The following is a 16288-nucleotide window of genomic DNA, read 5'->3' on the forward strand; positions in this document are numbered from 1 at the left end:
TTCTTGACGACCATAGAGCGTTGGAACCACCTGATCCCATCCCGAACTCAGAAGTGAAACGATGCATCGCCGATGGTAGTGTGGGGTTTCCCCATGTGAGAGTAGGTCATCGTCAAGATTAAATTCCGAAACCCCAATTGCGAAAGCAATTGGGGTTTTGTTTTTGCGCGGAGAAAAATTGCTCTTATTCGCAAACAAAATTGCACAGTTATTTTCGAATTGGAACACTAGAATAGCCGCTACTTTCTCCACTTCCAGAGCCCTCTATGCCAGATCCGGTTGACGCCCCCGGGTTGTCAGAACTACCACTGGACGACCTGGTTGCCTGCCATGAGTGCGACCTGCTGATGCGCAAGCCAACGCTCGCCCTTGGCGAGAAAGCACAGTGCCCGCGTTGTGGCTATGAGCTGTATGCCCATCGGCATAATGTGGTCGAACGCAGCCTGGCTCTGGTAATAGCCGCCTTATTGCTCTACGTGCCGGCGAACTTTCTACCCATCATGCAGCTCAATCTATTGGGACAGTCTTCCGAAGATACGGTCTGGAGTGGGGTACAAGGCCTGTTCGATACCGGCATGGAAGGCGTAGCGCTGGTGGTATTCCTGTGCAGCATGGGCATTCCATTACTCAAGCTGATTTGCCAACTTCTGGTGCTTCTAAGTATCCGCTGGAACATCGGTCGTAGTTACGGTTTGCTGCTCTATCGCATTTATCACCATTTGCGCGATTGGGGCATGCTCGAGGTCTACTTGATGGGCGTACTGGTGGCCATCGTCAAGTTGGCCGACATGGCCTCCATCACCGTAGGCCTGGGGCTGGTGTGTTTCATCAGTCTGTTGTTGGTGCAGGTCTGGCTGGAAGTGGTGATGTCGCCTCATCAGGTCTGGCAGGCGCTATCGGGAGAAGACATACATGCGGGCGATTGATGCAGGCATTCTGATTTGCACCGAATGCCATGAATTGAACCGGCAGGAGGCCGACAGCGACGGGCAGACCTGCACTCGTTGCGGAGCTTTGGTACACCCACGGCGTCCCAACAGCATCCTGCGTACCTGGGCCCTGCTGCTTACCGCCGCCATTCTCTATATACCCGCCAATGTCCTGCCGATCATGACCGTCAGCTCGCTGGGCCAGGGCGACCCGAGCACCATCATGTCCGGGGTCATCCAACTGGTGCAGCATGGAATGTTCCCCATCGCCGCCGTGGTGTTTGTCGCCAGTATTCTGGTGCCTACCTTCAAACTGGTGGGCATTGCCCTGTTGCTGTTCTCGGTGCAGCGTCACCAGCCACTGTCAGCGCGGCAACGGATTATCATGTATCGCTTTATCGAGTTCATCGGTCGCTGGTCGATGCTGGATATTTTCGTCATCGCCATTCTGGTGGCGGTGGTCAACTTTGGCCGGCTGGCCAGTATCGAGGCCAATCTCGGTGCGGTCGCCTTTGCCAGCGTGGTGATCCTGACCATGCTGGCCGCAGTAACTTTTGATCCCCGACTGATCTGGGATAACACGGAGTCGGACGACGACCATGAGTGATTTGCCTACCGCCAAAACCCGCCCGGCCTCCAACTGGTCGGCCATTTGGGTGCTGCCCCTGATTGCCTTGATCATCGGTGGCTGGCTGGGTTGGCGTGCCTACAGCCAGACCGGTATCGAGATCCAGTTGCGCTTTGAAAGCGGCGAAGGAATACAGGCCAACAAGACCGAAGTGGTCTACAAAGGCATGCCTGTGGGTAAGGTCAAGACTCTGGCTCTGGACGATGAGGGCAACTCCAAGGGGGTGATTGCCACGGTCGAAATGAACAAGGATGTCGAACAGTACCTGAAGACCAACACCCGCTTCTGGCTGGTCAAGCCTAGTGTCAGTCTGGCCGGGATCACCGGTCTGGAAACCCTGGTCTCAGGCAATTACATCGCGGTCAATCCCGGAGAAGGAGAGCCCACGCGCAAGTTCAAGGCCCTGGCCGAAGAGCCACCGTTATCGGATGCCAAGCCTGGCCTGCACCTGACCATCAAGGCCGAACGCCTGGGGTCGTTGAGCCGCGGCAGTCCGGTCTTCTACAAACAAATCCAGGTCGGACAGATCAAGAGCTTCCTGCTTTCCGAGGATCAGAACACCGTCGAGCTCAAGGTCTACATTGAACCGACCTACGCCAATCTGGTGCGCAAACACACACGCTTCTGGAACGCCAGCGGCATCAGCATCGACGCCAATCTGTCCGGGGTAAAAGTACGCAGTGAGTCCCTGTCCAGCATAGTGGCCGGCGGTATCGCGTTCGCCACTCCGGAAAATCGCAAGGACAGCCCGCCCACCGATCCTAGCCTGCCGTTCCGCCTGTACGAAGATTTCGATGCCGCCCAGGCGGGCATCCGGGTCAAGGTCAAACTCACCGATTTCGAAGGCCTGCAGGCAGGGCGCACGCCCGTGATGTACAAAGGCATCCAGGTGGGCAGCCTGAAAGCCCTGAAGGTCGACTCCGACCTGACGAGTGCCACCGCCGAGCTGACCCTCGACCCACTGGCCGAGGACTATCTGGTCCAGGGTACCCAGTTCTGGACTGTCAAACCCTCGATCTCCCTGGCGGGTATCACGGGGCTCGAGGCCTTGGTGAAAGGCAACTACATCGCCATTCGCCCCGGTGACAAGGGCGCCGCCCCCCAGCGGGAGTTCGAGGCGCGGGCCAAGGCCCCACCCCTGGACCTGCGGGCACCCGGCTTGCACATGGTGCTGTTTACCGACAATCTCGGCTCCCTGGAGGTGGGCAGCCCGATTCTCTACAAACAGGTCAAGGTCGGTTCGGTGCAGAGCTATCAGTTCTCCCACACCCGCAAGCAAGTGGTGATCGGTGTTCATATCGAGAAAGAATACGAGGGACTGGTCAACGGCTCGACGCGCTTCTGGAACGTCAGCGGCATCACCCTCACGGGCGGCCTCACTGGCGGTATCCAGATCAAGAGTGAGTCGCTGCAAAGCCTGATGGCCGGCGGCATCGCTTTCGAGACGCCGCTGCCCAACGTGCCGCTGAAAAAGCGCATTCCGCGGTTCCGTCTGTTCGCCAACCAGGAAGAGGCGGCGCAGCGTGGCACCCTGATCAACATCAAGGTTGATCGCGCCGATGGGCTGCGCGCCGGAACGCCGGTGCGCTTCAAGGGCCTGGATGTGGGCAAACTGGAAGAAGTGACCCTCAGCGCCGACCTGCAATCGGTAATGCTCAAGGCGCGGATCACCGAAGTGCCGGAACGTATTGCCCGGGTCGGCAGCCAGTTCTGGGTGGTCAAGCCGGAACTGGGGCTGATGAAGACTTCGAACCTGGAAACCCTGGTGACCGGTCAATACATCGAGGTTCAGCCCGCGGCGAAGAACCAGGGCGTGCAAACCAGCTTTGTCGCCTTGCCGCAGCCACCGGAAGCCAGCTCCCAGGAAGCGGGTCTGAGCCTGGTGCTGAGTGCTGCTCGCCGTGGTTCGCTGAAGGTGGGTGTCCCAGTGACTTACCGGGAAGTGACCGTGGGCAAGGTCACCGGCTACGAACTGGGACAGACCGCCGACCGGGTACTGATCCATATCCTCATCGAACCCAAGTACGCGCCGTTGATTCGTGGTGGCACGCGCTTCTGGAACAGCAGCGGATTCGGTGTGGACTTTGGCCTGTTCAAGGGCGCCACAGTGCGCACCGAATCCCTGGAAACCTTGATCCAGGGCGGCATTGCCTTCGCCACCCCGGATGGCGAACGCATGGGCAACCCGGCCCGTCCCCAGCAGACCTTCCCGCTGTTCGACAAGTTCGAGGATGAATGGCTGACCTGGGCTCCCAAGATCCCCCTGGGCAAGTAACCCTGTTGTAGGAGCGAAGCAGCCCTCAAGCCCAGAGCACGCTTTTGTTGGCAAACCAGTTCCTACAAAAGTGATCCAATAAAAAGGCCGCGCTCCCAAGAGCGCGGCCTTTTACGTTGCAGCGTTACCCAGTCAGACTTCGTCCAGTTCCGCTTCTGCTTCGGGTTCCACGTTCAGAGTCGCCTTGACCTGATCGTGACGACGGATGAACTTCCAGTCCGCCTCGTCGATGTAGATGCCGTTCGGTCCGCTGCCGCCTTCCAGGTCGATGGCGACCTGGGCCGACACCTGCGGCTTCACACTGGCCAGGATCGGCACGAAGCCCAGCTGCAGGCTGGTTTCCAGCAGCGCCGCCTGGTTGCGTTCGTCGATGTCCGCCGCTTCGTCGAGGTAGTAAGGCAGACGAATGCGCCCGGCCTGGTCGCGGTCCATCAAGTGCAGCAACAGGTACATGTTGGTCAGCGCCTTGATGGTCATTGTGGTGCCGTTGGACGCTGCGCCATCGATGTCGGTATGGATCACCGGCTGGCCGTTGACCTTGGTGATCTCGAACGCCAGCTCGAACAAGTCCTTCAGGCCCAACTGGTTGTGGTTGGCTGCCACCAGCCGCGCCAGGTACTCCTTGGCCTCTTCGTTCTTGTTGTCCTGCTCGGCGCTCTGGCTCAGGTCGAACACCGACAGGGTCTCGCCTTCCTCGTACTGGCCGGCGCTGTGGATGATCTGGTCGATGTGCTTGAGGGCTTCCTTGTTCGGCGCCAGGACGATGCGGAAGCTCTGCAGGTTGGACACCTGGCGCTTGTTGATCTCGCGGTTGAACAGCGCCAGCTGGTGTTCCAGGCTGTCGTAGTCACTGCGGATATTGCGCAGGGTCCGGGCGATATCGGTCACCGCCGCGCGGCGCGCCTTGCCCAGGGTCAGGGCTTCGTCGGTGCGGTGGGCATAGGCGTTGATCAGCAGTTGCAGGCGGCGCTCGACGTCATCCTCGCTGTCGAACTTGGCCACGCCCTTGAGGCGTACCTGGGCATACAGCGCCTCGATCTGCCCGTCGACCCGTTGCAGGCCCTGCCAGCTGTCCTGGTAGTCGTTGAGCAGTGGCAGCAGGTTGTCCATGGAGTCGTCCACCGGGTCCATGAACGGCGTGCCGAACGGCAGGTCTGCCGGCAGCAGCTGACGGCGACGCAGGGCGTCATCCAGAGTGCGCTGCTTGGCTTCCATGTCGGCGATCTGCCGGCCCACCAGTTGCAACTTGGCCGACAGTTGCTGGACGCGTTCGGTGAAGGCATCGCTGGAACGCTTGAGTTCGTCCTGGGCGGCTTCCATCTGCGCCAGCTGTTCCAGCTTCTCGCCTTCCTCGGCGCTCAGGGTCTGGGCACGGCGGAAGTCTTCCAGGGCCTTCTGCGCATCCAGTACCTGCTGGTACAGGGCCTCGGTCTGGGTCTTGCTCGCGGCGCGGTCGGCGGCCACGGCGGCCTGGGTCTTGAGCTGCTTGAGTTCTTTTTCCAGACGCTCTTTCTGATCCCGCAGGGCGGCGCGGTCGGCCAGGGCCTGCAAGGCTGGCGGCTCGATGTGGGAGATGTCGATGGTCAACCCCGGCACTTCGAAACGCTCGCCCTTGAAGCCGTCGAGGATCAGCTCCACCGACTTCACCCACTCGCCGTTGTCGTCCAGGGCGATGCCATGCTCGCCCAGGGGCAGGCTGAACAGCGCGCTGTTGAACAGGCGCATCAGGCGCTCCACGTCCTGCTGGGAGAACTCCTCGCGCAGGCGGGCATAGCTGTTGTTGTCAGCGTGATCGAGTTGCTGCTTGACCGACTTCAGGCGCTTTTCCAGATCCCGCAGGCGTTCTTCCAGGTCTTCGGCGGAGAACTGCCGGGACTGGGCCAGGGCGCCGGCCAGTTCATCGTGTGCATCCTTGGCCGCCAGCAGTTGCTGTTCCAGGACCTTGACGTCATCCACCAGGGCGAAGCGGTGCTTGAGCACCGACAGCTCGCCGAGCCAGCGCTGGGTGCCGGTGATTTCCCGTTCCAGGCGCATCATTTCCTGGGTGCTGCTGCGCTGGTCGTTCTGCAGCGCGTCCTGCTCATTACGGTAGTGCTCGGCCTGGATGGTCAGCTCTTCCTTGCGCGCGCCGGCGTAGTCCGACCAGGTGCCCAGCAGCGAATCCAGCAGGGGCGACAGGCGATGCAGCTTGCCCCGCAGAATGTCCCGCTGCTTCACGCCGTTGGCCAGGGCTTCCACCAGAGGGCCGGCGGCCACCAGGGAGTTGTAGTCCTGCTCCATACGCCGCACATCGCGGAAGGCTTCGTCGCAGGCGGCGATGTAGTCGACGCTGCCGGAGCGCAGGCTGTGCTCGAAGGCATCGAGGAACAGCTGCTTGAGCTTGGCTGCGGTGATTTCGCGCATGTGCAGCAGGTTGATGAACAGCGCGCGGAAGGTTTTCAGGCTCTGTTCGCTGGTCGAGCGCAGCGGGATCAGGGTCAGGTCCAGTGGAATTGAGGTATGACCGCCCACCAGCAGGCGCCGCAGTTCATCGGGCTTGAGCTCATAGGCCTTCAGGCCCTGGCGTTCCAGGTTGGTGAACAGCTCTTTCTGCCGCAGGCAGGTGTCGTCCTTCTGGTAATGCGCCAGGTCCAGCTGGCCGGCGTAGGCGAAGAACTGGTGGCCGAAGCCGCCGCCCGGGCCGCGCCCGACCACGCCAATCACATGAGGGCCGTGGGGCAGCGAGACTTCCACCAGGATGTAGCTGGTGTCGGAGGCGAAGTAGAAGCGCCGGGACTGTTCCAGGCTGTACTTGCCGAAGCTCATGTCCGACATGCGCGCCAGGATCGGGAATTGCAGGGCGTTGATCGACGCCGACTTGCCCAGGTTGTTGGCCCCGTAGACCGACAGCGGCTCTTCCAGGGGGAACAGGCCCAGGCTGTAACCAGCGGTGTTCAGTAGGGCAAAGCGGCGGATGCCGTAGCGTTCCTTGCTCATGCGTCGAGCTCCTGTTCTTCGGCGATGGCCCGGGCCAGCGCGTCTTCTTCACTTTCTTCGGACTCGTCGAATTCGCTCAGGTCCAGCGGGTCATCGGTCTGCAGCAGTTTCTCGTCGCTGTCGTCGTCCACCAGTACCGGGGTCGGCAACGGCAGCACGCTATGCAGGCTGGCGGCCAGGTCGCGGTCCTGTTGCACCGACAGGCAAACGTCGAGGAAGCGGTGCATTGGCGGCAGGAAGCGGTAGATCCCCGGTTCCTCGGCGGCAAAACCCAGCTGGGTCATGCGGCGCATGATTTTCTCTTCCAGCTCTTCCTGGGTCTGCACTTCAGCCTGGATGAACAGGTCGCGGTATTTCTCCAGCAAGGACGGCAGTTCGTCACGGCCGAGGCTGCCGCCATCAAGCACGGCAATCGGGTCGCGGCCCTGGTCGGCCAGATGCTCCACCAGGATGAAAGTGAACAGCGCCAGGCGCTGGGCGGTCTTGTTCACCTGGGCGGCGGCGTTGTCGGGGACAAAGTAGTAGAAGCCGCGGGTATCGCACACCAGCTCGAAGCCCAGGGCCTTGAACAGAGTGCGGTACTGGTCCTGGAAGTTCGACAATTGCGCGTACAGCTCCGGGTCGCGGCGGCTGACGTGGTAACCCTTGAACAGCTCGCGGAAGATCGGCGCCAGCTGGGACAGTTCGGAAAGATCAAGATGCATTGGCGTTGCTCGCAGAATGCTCGGCGGTGTCATCGCGGGCCGAGAGCAGGGCGAAGGAGCGCAGGCTGACCTGGTGCTCCTGGGTGTGGTAGTCGCGGCGTTCTAGGCGCTCGCGCTTGAAGCGTTTTTCCCGCGACAGGCGCGAGAACCAGTACAGCAATTCGTCGGTGGCGCCATCCGGCTCCTGGTCCAGCAGCCAGCTCATCAGGTCCGGCATCGGCAGGGCGTCTTCGCAGCGTTCGAGCATTTCCCGAACCGTGCGCGGCGCCTTGGGAGCCAGGCCCTTGTGGGTCTTGTGGGCCTTGGGGAAACGCGCCGGCTTGGGCTCGAAGCGGGCCAGGGCGTAGACATAGGCTTCCACCTGGCCGGAGCTGCCGAGGAAGGTGCTCTGTGGACGGGTGAACATCGGCATCGCCGCCTGGGGCACCGCGTCGATGCCCTTGCGCCGGATGGCCGCCAGGGCCAGGGCCGCGCCACGGGTCACGGCGTTGTGGCGGCGGGCTTCCTCACGCAGCGGCAGCAGCAGTTCCCGGGCGTGGCGCAGGGTCAGCTGGGCGCTGGTCTGCATTTCCAGGATCCGCGCGTGGGTGCGCAGCAGCATGTCGTCGTCCACCAGGTGGCCCAGGCGCTGCTGCTCGGTGAGCAGGCGCAGCAGGACGTTTTCCACCTTGCGCACGCCCTGTTCGAAGGCGCCGTCGGCGTTCACCAGCTGGATCATCGGCTCGACGTATTCGTCCCAGGTGGCCAGCACCTCGGCGTAGCGCTGGCGCAGGGGAATCTGCCGGTCGCTGGTCTTGGCCCGCTCGGCCACGGCCACCAGGGCCTGTTCGTCATTGGCGAGCTTCTTCAGGACATCGCGCACGCGCATGTCCAGCAGCCGCAACTGGCGCGCCAGGTCGTTGCCGTCGCGTACGTCGAAGGCGTCCTGGATGTAACCGGCCAGGCGCTCCAGGTGACGCAGGTAGGCTTCGATTTCCAGGCACAGGCCCAGGCGGTGTTCACGGCGCAGGTAAGCGAGGAAGTCGTGGATCTGCGCATTGAGCTCGAAACGGTTCGGGCTTTTCGCCACCGGGACCAGGATGTCCAGGCGTATCCATACGTCCAGCAGGTGGGTGATGTCCTGGGGCGTGCTGTCCAGTTGTTGGGCAGCCAGCTGTGAACGCAGTTCGGCAAGACTCAGGGTGCCTTGGTCGAAGTGCTCGCACAGCGGCTCCAGAAGTGCCCAGTGTTCGGCGAGGGCGCGCAAGACGCGCTTGGGTTCGATCATCGGAATGGCCGGCTGGTTGGCAATGAAAAGCGGCGATTGTACTGCATCAGGGGGCCGACGATTCACCCCCGGACCCAGGTATGAGACGGACTGTCGCTTTTGCGCGCAATCAACAGCAGGCGATCTTTGGCGAAGGACGGTAGAATCCCCCACCTCAGTTATCCACAAGTGGCCGACCTTTGCTTATCGAGTCCCGTCGTCGCGCTTATCTATCCGCCATGCAGGTGGTCAGTTGGCTGCCGCGCAGCGAATTGCCCTTTGCCGCCCCTTCGCGTCCTGAATTGCTGGCCTTGCCGGAACCCGAGGTGCAGGCCCCGCCTGCCCCTGTGGTCGAGGCCAAGGCCCCGGCGGCTGCAAGGACCGTCGAACGGCCGAAGATCGAGGTGCCGCGTCCGTCCACCACGCCTGCAAAGTCAGCCAGCAAGCCAGTGGCCGAGGGCGAAGAAGCCCCGGCCCCGGTGGTCAAGGCGCCGGTGGTACCGCCGCCGCGTTTTGCCCTGCAGCTGCTGCGGGCCGGCCGTTGCCTGCTGCTGGTGGAGTTACCCACAGGCGAAGCCTTCCAGAGCCGCGACCCGGCCTACTTGCTGCTCAAGGACATGCTGCGCGCCGCCGGCCTGCCGGACAGCCCGCAGATCCTCGCCGAGCCGGTGCGCTGGCCGATGCTGACCCGGGGCAACCTCGATCAAGGTCCGGAAGCCGCCCGGGACTTCGTCCAGGCCTTTGTCGGCGTGCGCATCGAAGAAGAGCCCTGTGTCTGCCTGTGGCTGATCGGTCTGCCGGCCGTACGTTTCGCCGGCGAAGCCAACGCTGAATCCTACAACCGTGAACTGCAGGTCGAAGGCCTGGGTTCGGCCTGGGCCTTGCCCGGCCTGGAACTATTAATGGAAGAGCCACAGCGTAAGGCTGATGTCTGGCAAGCCATGCGTCGATTGATGACGCGCTGGAAAAGCACTGATGAGCACAATGACCAATGAGTGACGCGTTGACCTTCCGCCTGGCCACCGAGGCGGACCTGGATGCCATCCTGAAAATCGAATATGCCGCGTTCAGTCACCCCTGGACCCGGGGCATTTTCATGGATGCCTTCAAGTCCTACGAAGTCTGGCTGATGTTCGAAGGCAGCCAGCAGGTGGGCCACGGGGTGATCCAGGTGATCATTGACGAGGCGCATCTGCTGAACATCACCGTCAAGCCGGAAAGCCAGGGCCGCGGCCTGGGCCTACGGCTGCTGGAGGAGCTGATGAAGCGCGCCTACCAAAAGGACGCGCGCGAATGTTTCCTCGAAGTGCGTTCCAGCAACCAGACCGCTTATCGGCTTTACGAGCGTTATGGCTTCAATGAAGTCGGGCGCCGCCGCGACTATTACCCGGCGGTGGGCGGTCGCGAAGACGCCCTGGTGATGGCCTGCACCCTGGTCGACTGAGCCTTCAACCAGCACGCAGGCAGCTGCAGGAGCTGGCTTGCCAGCGAAGACGCCATTCGCGGCGATGTATGGCTTGAGGGCCTCTTCGCCGGCAAGCCGGCTCTGCGGGAGAGGGCGTCATTAAATGTGGCGCCGAGCTCAGGGTTTGCCGTCCAGCGGGTCGCGACGTGCCAGTTCGGCTTCATCCAGACCACTGCCACCCCCAATGTCCGTGGCATCGACAATACTCAAGTCCCAGTCGGCGGGTTTATCGGCGCCGATTTCCCGGGCAGAACGGGCCCCATCCTCGCGGATCAGGGTTTCCGGGCTCAGGTCGTCGTCGCTGGAGCCGTCGCTGGTGAGGCCGGTGCTGCTGAGGGCGCCGGGTTCGTCGTCATCGAAATGCAGTTCCTCCATGGACCCCATGCGATCCTGATCATCGTCGATCGGCTCGGGCTGGAGCGCGTTGAAGGGGCGTCGTGATTCGGTCATGGCGATTGCTCATACTTTTAGGGGCTTACAGGGTGGACCCACAGCCCCGGTGAAGATTCCCCGGCAGGGATAACCGGTATCTGCCGTTATTGGCGTGACCTCGACAGGCACTCGTCTGTCAAAGCTGCGCATCATTCTTGAGGCTTCACAGCATGAACGAACTACAAGATCTGATTGATAACAACGCGCGTTGGGCCGAAGCGATCAAGCAGGAAGATCCGGAATTCTTCTCCAAGCTGGCCCGCCAGCAGACTCCGGAGTACCTGTGGATCGGCTGCTCGGACGCCCGGGTGCCAGCCAACGAGATCGTCGGCATGTTGCCGGGCGACCTGTTTGTGCACCGTAACGTGGCCAACGTCGTGCTGCACACCGACCTCAATTGCCTGTCGGTGATCCAGTACGCGGTGGATGTACTCAAGGTCAAACACATCCTGGTCACCGGCCACTATGGTTGCGGCGGCGTGCGCGCCTCGATGCAGGATCGCCAGTTTGGCCTGATCGATGGCTGGCTGCGTTCGATTCGTGACCTGTACTACGAGCACCGCGAGGCGCTGGCACAACTGGCCACGGAAGAAGAACAAGTCGACCGCCTGTGCGAACTGAACGTGATCCAGCAAGTGGCCAACGTCGGCCATACCAGCATCGTGCAGAACGCTTGGCATCGCGGGCAGAGCCTGTCGATCCACGGTTGCATCTACGGGATCAAGGACGGTCGCTGGAAGAGCCTGGACACGACCATCAGCGGTTTCGAACAACTGCCACCGCAATATCGCCTGCGTCCCCTCGGCGCCGTCTGAATGCGGGCTGGCCGCTGCGTGAAGGCGCAGCGGCCAGCGGCGGACTTCAGAGGTGCGGCACCTCGGTGCTTGGTGCCGGTGCCGGTGCCTTGAGCTGCTTGAGCTGGGTCGTGACCGGTGCGCTGCTGCACTTGGCCGCGGCCTGTTGCTCGGTCAGCTTGCGTACCGAGGTGTAGAACAACTCGCAGGTCTGCTCTTTTTGCGTCACCTGCCAGGTCTGGGTGCAACTGCTGAGCAGGGTGCTCGGGTCCGTCCCCGGCTTGCTGCCCATACCGGCCTGCCAGCAGGCTGCACTCAAATCCTGTCCCATGACTTTCAGCCCTGCGGCGTCGGCCTTGGCCTCGTCGTTGTCATAGTTGTCCGGGTCCGCCGCGTACCAGATGTAACTCGGGTGGTTGGAGCCCAGTACCGGCACCTTCACGCCTTCGCTGGGGCTGATCTGCGCCAGGCCCAGCACATTCACCGTGACCCCATATTGCTGCTTGAGCCAGTTACGCACGGGCGCACCGAAAGCCACCATCGGCAAGGCCGCGCCGCTGGCGTTCTGGCTGACCTGCTTGACCATGGTGGTCTGGTAGTTGTTGAAGTAGCTGTAGACCCCTTCCAGGTCCTTGCCGGCACTCGATGGCGCGGCGATCGGTGCGATGTCGACAATGGTCTGGTACGCCGGAGTCTGCTCGGCGGCGATGCCGTTGACGGTGAGCAGCGAAGCCCAGCGGTCGGTGGTGGCCGACTCCAGATAGTCCTGGGCCTGGGTCAATGAATAGTCCGGCGGGAAGTGCAGCAGCTCGACGCTCTTGCGGTTTTCCAGGGCCATGCCCAGAGGCAGGAACAGGTACCAGCTGTAGGCCCATTTGCCATCGGCATTGAGCTGGCTGGCGCCTTTATAGGCCAGGTCGCCGGCATCGAGCAGGGCGCTCAACGGTTTGTCGTAGCCCTCGGGCACGCCGCTGATGGAGGCGACAACCTTGTCGTTGGCGGTTTTCACGCTGACCTTGGCCGCGCTGTAGCCATCGCGCTGCACGCTCTGGGTCAGGTAGTGCTCCACCGTCTGCTCCAGGGTCCAGTTGCGATAGCAGATCACGTTGCAGTTGTTGGGGTAGGCGAAGAGTTGGGTGACACGTTGCGGACTGCCCAGATCGACCTCGACATCGGCCATGACGCTGGTGCTCAACGCGGCGGCCGCCAGGGCCAGGGAGATTCCTGCGAATTTGAACATGCTCAGATCCTTTTCAGCGTGAACCCCATGCAGGGGGGAAGGGCATTGTGTAAATGAACGTTCGGCCCGTACCTGTTCAACCAGGCAGCAAGCGTGTCAGAGGATAGGCGGGATAATGGATTCGGCACGCCAGGATGATGCCGCTCATGAGCAGCAGGAAAATAACTTGCAGTGGGCTCCAGTGGTTCCAGTGCAATGCAGTCAGGTAAGGGTGTCTTTCACTGAAACCTGGGTCCAGATGCCCGATCCGTTTGTCATGCAACAGGCCGATCAGGATGAAACCCGAGTATCCGGCCATCCCCAGCGGTCCCAGCAAGGCCGCGAAAACTGCAAGCATCGCCAACTGGGGGACTGCGTGGCGCAATATCAGCCACTCGCCATGGGGGTTCAGGCGTCTGGGCAGCAGGCGTTCGCTGAGCCACAGATCAAGGGCAATCATCTGATGAGATGTGGGCACCCAGAGCAGGAGCATGATCAAGCGTGCCACCGCCGTGGGAATCAACGCGATCGTTCCCCCGAATAACAAGGCAGGCATTGCTGAATGATCCTCCTGATTAAGGAAGAACAGGGTCAAGGCCAGAGCCAGGGCAGCCCAGACCCTGATCCAGGTCTGCGCCGCTGGGGGCCGAGGCATGAACTTGCGCCAGAAGAAAACGTCGCTACAGGGCAGACGCTCGATCAGTTGCGGGTAACGCCCGCTCAGGGTTTGCGCAAGATCCTGGCAGGCGACCCAGTGGTCTACGCCGAAGTCCAGGATCAGGTTCTGCTGTTGCCGGCGTGACAAGGGATTGAGCAGCAGTTGCGCCGCCTGAACTTCAGGTGCCCAGGTCTTGTGGTCTTGCGCCTTGGCTTGCAGGGCGTGGAAGAAGGTTTCCTGCTCACAGCGTTGGATCAGGCTATGCCAGATCCAGGCGGGTTCCGGATGGACCCCGCAGGCATCGTCCCAGCCCAGGAGTTGGCAGACTCGGTCGAGCAACGGCAGGCTCCACTGAGTGTCGTACAGCAATTGCATGACGATTCGTTGCCATTCCTGTCGACGGTCGAACACCTGCATCCAGGGCTGTTTACTGTAGGTTTCGAGGGAATGGAGGAATTCCGGTTCCTGCCGGGTTTCCAGAAGCTCTTGCAGGGTCTGCCGGTATTGCTGCAACAACCCGCTGGTCAGCGCCTCTTCTTCCCAGGGTGTCATGTGCACCTGCTGCCAGGGTGTCAGCCATTGCAGGTGCTGCACCGCCCAGGTGGTGATGGCAGTGCGAAGCCCTGGCTGTTCGAAGCAAAGACGCAGCAAACCGGCTTCAAAAGCTGGCGCACAATCCAGGTCCAGGGCCTGTTGCCAGCGCTGTGGCAGTGTGTGCCGACTCAGGTTCAGCAGCAGAGGCTGTGCCGGGTCGTCGGTTTGCCGAGTGATTGGCAGCGCTTGAGCCGCGGGTTGGATCTCCAGCAGTTGCGACCAATGTCGAAGGTTGGCGTCATTCGCCGGTGTCATGGTCGGGAGCGTGCTGGCTAGCGTCGTGTGGGAAGTCGGTCGTTCTTGTTCCTCTTCCCGCCAGCGAGCCAGTTGCAGCGCCCGCTCGTAGGCCTCGCGCAGACGCTGGAAGCCTTCGGCATCCTCATCGGGACGGGTGGTTTTCAGGCGTTTGGCGTAGCTGCGTTTGATGCTGCGCTCATCGGCATCGTCCGGCAGCTCCAGCAGGGTCCAACAGTCCATGTCGCCGCTCCTCAGTGCCCGTGGCCGTTTTCCAGTCTCTGCAGCTGTTCACTGAGTTGGTTGCGCACTTCGCGGATCTTGCGCTCGTCCTGGGTGTCCAGCACTTGCTGGAATTGCCCGGCCCAGTAGCCGATCTGTTCGCGCAATTCCCCAAGGCTTTCCTGATACAGACGTTCCAGCCGAGCGCTGAGCAGCGTGTTGACCTGTTGGTCGCGGGGATGAACCTTCAGTTGCTCCAGGGCCTTTAGCCGCTCCTGGATTTCTTCCGGGGTCAGCACGCCGGGGTTGTTCTCGATCACCAGGGAACGGCTCTCACCGGTCAGGGGAATGCTCACCTGGGCTTCCAGCAGGCCGTTGATGTCGTAGGTGAAGCGCACGTCCAGCGAGACTTCACCGGCCGGGCGCTTGGGCACCTGCATTTCCAGCTGGCCGAGGGCGACGTTGTCGCGCACCAGGCGGCTCTCGCCCTGGAAAATCTTCAGCAGCACCTGTTCCTGGTTGTCGTGCAGGGTTTGCACGGTCTTGACCCGGCTCACCGGCACCACGCTGTTGCGCTCGATGATCGGCAGGTAATGCCCGCCCTCGATCTGGTTGCCGTACTGCTGGGAGGTTTCGATGCCCAGGGTGTAGGAGCAGACGTCGGTCAGGACCACTTCTTCCAGGGCCGCGGAGCGTGCCTTGAGGGCGGCCTGGACCGCCGCGCCCTGGGCCACCACTTCGTCGGGGTCGAGGCTGATGGAAGGAAAGCGCCCGAACAGCCCCGCCGCCAGCTTGCGCACCAGGGGCATGCGGGTGGCGCCGCCCACCAGGAGGATTTCATCCAGGTCGCTGACGCGGATTCGCGCATCGCGCAGGGCCCGCTCGATGGGCGCCCGCAGGCGTTCCAGCAGGGGCGTGTAGAGGTTGGCCAACTGCGCCTGGGTGATGGTCTGGGTCCATTGCCGGCCGTCGACGCGCAGGCTGAACTCGGCGCTGGGTTCCTGGCCCAGGGCACGGCGTACCCGTTCGGCTTCCCGGCGCAGGGCCTGGAGCACGCTCTGGCGCTCGGGAAAGTCCGCCGCCCGGCCTTGCTGTTCGATGAAGTGCTCCAGCAGCAGGCTGTCGAAATCCTCGCCGCCGAGGAAGTTGTCACCGGCGCTGGCGCGGACTTCCATGACCCCGTCGAACAGCTCCAGGATCGACACGTCGAAGGTGCCGCCACCGAGGTCGAAGACCAGGAACGAGGTTTCCTTGTCGCGCTGGTGCAGGCCGTAGGCCAGGGCCGCGGCAGTGGGTTCGTTGATCAGCTTTTCCACCTTGAGCCCGGCCAGCTCACCGGCGATCCGCGTGGCCTTGCGCTGGGCGTCGCTGAAGTAGGCCGGCACGCTGATCACCGCCTCTTCCACCGGCTCGCCGTAGGTGCGCTCGACATCCTCCTTGAGGCTCTTGAGCACCAGGGCCGAGAGTTCTTCCGGGCGAAACAGACGATCCCCCAGACGCACTTCGGTGGCGCTGCCCATGTAGCGCTTGAACAGTGCGGTGGTCAGTTGCGGATGGGTGTGCAGGCGTTCCCGGGCGGCCTGGCCCACCAGCACCCGGCCCTCATCGTCCAGGCCCACCACGCTGGGGGTCAGGAGCTGGCCCAGGGCGTTGGGCACCAGCTCACTGGCGGTGTCGCGCCAGACCGCCACCAGGCTGTTGGTGGTCCCCAGGTCGATGCCTACGATCATGACGACGAACTCCCTTTCCAATCGGAAAACTGATGAAACAAATAGGTGGCGCGCAGGATATTACCCGCCGGGTGGATGGGTAAAGTGCGTGATGTCACATGGCTATTATTGGCGCCGATGCCGCAGAGCCGAAGCGGATCTTGAGCTTCGGTTCTGCGGTGGCTGGCGGGCCTGTTGCGGGC

The 16288-nt window shown here is 62.3% G+C and carries 13 protein-coding genes and 1 rRNA gene; 7 read left to right on the forward strand and 7 right to left on the reverse strand.

The genetic code is table 11. The annotated features are described in order from the left end of the window. Nucleotides 1-2: 2 nt before the first annotated feature. The 4 genes from rrf (at nt 3) to J5M73_RS17775 (ending at nt 3832) form a co-directional block, all read left to right on the forward strand. A 5S ribosomal RNA gene (rrf, locus tag J5M73_RS17760) occupies nt 3-118 on the forward strand. A gap of 148 nt (nt 119-266) precedes the next feature. Next, complete coding sequence (locus tag J5M73_RS17765; protein ID WP_102860186.1) at nt 267-926, forward strand: paraquat-inducible protein A; 660 nt, start codon at nt 267-269, stop codon at nt 924-926. Continuing rightward, nucleotides 913-1536, forward strand: coding sequence for a paraquat-inducible protein A (locus tag J5M73_RS17770; RefSeq protein ID WP_102860187.1), 624 nt, complete (start codon nt 913-915; stop codon nt 1534-1536). Before J5M73_RS17765 ends, J5M73_RS17770 begins: the two co-directional genes overlap by 14 nt. Further along, nucleotides 1529-3832, forward strand: a complete 2304-nt coding sequence (locus J5M73_RS17775) for an MlaD family protein (RefSeq protein ID WP_102860188.1) — start codon at nt 1529-1531, stop codon at nt 3830-3832. Before J5M73_RS17770 ends, J5M73_RS17775 begins: the two co-directional genes overlap by 8 nt. 132 nt (nt 3833-3964) lie before the next feature. Here the strand turns inward: J5M73_RS17775 and mksF are convergent, their stop codons facing one another. Genes mksF through mksB form a run of 3 tightly spaced genes read right to left on the reverse strand, consistent with a single transcriptional unit; the run spans nt 3965 to nt 8779 of the window. Next, complete coding sequence (mksF, locus tag J5M73_RS17780) at nt 3965-6808, reverse strand: Mks condensin complex protein MksF (protein WP_060844649.1); 2844 nt, start codon at nt 6806-6808, stop codon at nt 3965-3967. Beyond that, nucleotides 6805-7512, reverse strand: coding sequence for an Mks condensin complex protein MksE (gene mksE, locus J5M73_RS17785; RefSeq protein WP_047285462.1), 708 nt, complete (start codon nt 7510-7512; stop codon nt 6805-6807). The genes mksF and mksE overlap by 4 nt, the downstream gene beginning before the upstream one ends. After that, nucleotides 7502-8779 (reverse strand): Mks condensin complex protein MksB, encoded by a 1278-nt coding sequence (gene mksB, locus J5M73_RS17790; protein ID WP_162884091.1) that lies wholly within the window; start codon nt 8777-8779, stop codon nt 7502-7504. Before mksB ends, mksE begins: the two co-directional genes overlap by 11 nt. A gap of 179 nt (nt 8780-8958) precedes the next feature. On the opposite strand from mksB, the gene J5M73_RS17795 reads away from it, so the two are divergent. Together J5M73_RS17795 and rimI are read left to right on the forward strand one after the other, a co-directional pair. Further along, nucleotides 8959-9753, forward strand: coding sequence for an energy transducer TonB (locus tag J5M73_RS17795; protein WP_102860190.1), 795 nt, complete (start codon nt 8959-8961; stop codon nt 9751-9753). Beyond that, a complete protein-coding gene (rimI, locus tag J5M73_RS17800) occupies nt 9750-10202 on the forward strand; it encodes a ribosomal protein S18-alanine N-acetyltransferase (protein ID WP_047285456.1) in 453 nt (150 codons plus the stop codon). Before J5M73_RS17795 ends, rimI begins: the two co-directional genes overlap by 4 nt. A 138-nt stretch (nt 10203-10340) precedes the next feature. Here rimI and J5M73_RS17805 read toward each other — a convergent pair whose 3' ends face one another. Further along, nucleotides 10341-10673 (reverse strand): serine kinase/phosphatase, encoded by a 333-nt coding sequence (locus J5M73_RS17805; protein ID WP_102860191.1) that lies wholly within the window; start codon nt 10671-10673, stop codon nt 10341-10343. 152 nt (nt 10674-10825) lie between these two features. Between J5M73_RS17805 and can the strand changes: the two genes are divergently transcribed. After that, on the forward strand, nt 10826-11470 hold the full coding sequence (gene can / locus J5M73_RS17810) for a carbonate dehydratase (protein ID WP_016963568.1): 645 nt from the start codon (nt 10826-10828) through the stop codon (nt 11468-11470). A gap of 46 nt (nt 11471-11516) precedes the next feature. On the opposite strand, the gene J5M73_RS17815 is transcribed toward can, so the two are convergent. From J5M73_RS17815 to J5M73_RS17825, 3 genes are all read right to left on the reverse strand, one after another. Further along, on the reverse strand, nt 11517-12689 hold the full coding sequence (locus J5M73_RS17815) for a hypothetical protein (protein ID WP_207815938.1): 1173 nt from the start codon (nt 12687-12689) through the stop codon (nt 11517-11519). A gap of 76 nt (nt 12690-12765) precedes the next feature. Further along, the gene (locus J5M73_RS17820) at nt 12766-14397 is read right to left on the reverse strand and encodes a J domain-containing protein (protein WP_102860193.1); all 1632 of its coding nucleotides are present in this window, start codon (nt 14395-14397) and stop codon (nt 12766-12768) included. Between the two features lie 11 nt (nt 14398-14408). Continuing rightward, the gene (locus tag J5M73_RS17825; RefSeq protein WP_102860194.1) at nt 14409-16106 is read right to left on the reverse strand and encodes a molecular chaperone HscC; all 1698 of its coding nucleotides are present in this window, start codon (nt 16104-16106) and stop codon (nt 14409-14411) included. Nucleotides 16107-16288 lie beyond the last annotated feature (182 nt).

This window comes from Pseudomonas sp. 50_B (assembly GCF_017491625.1).
Taxonomy (GTDB): domain Bacteria; phylum Pseudomonadota; class Gammaproteobacteria; order Pseudomonadales; family Pseudomonadaceae; genus Aquipseudomonas; species Aquipseudomonas danubii.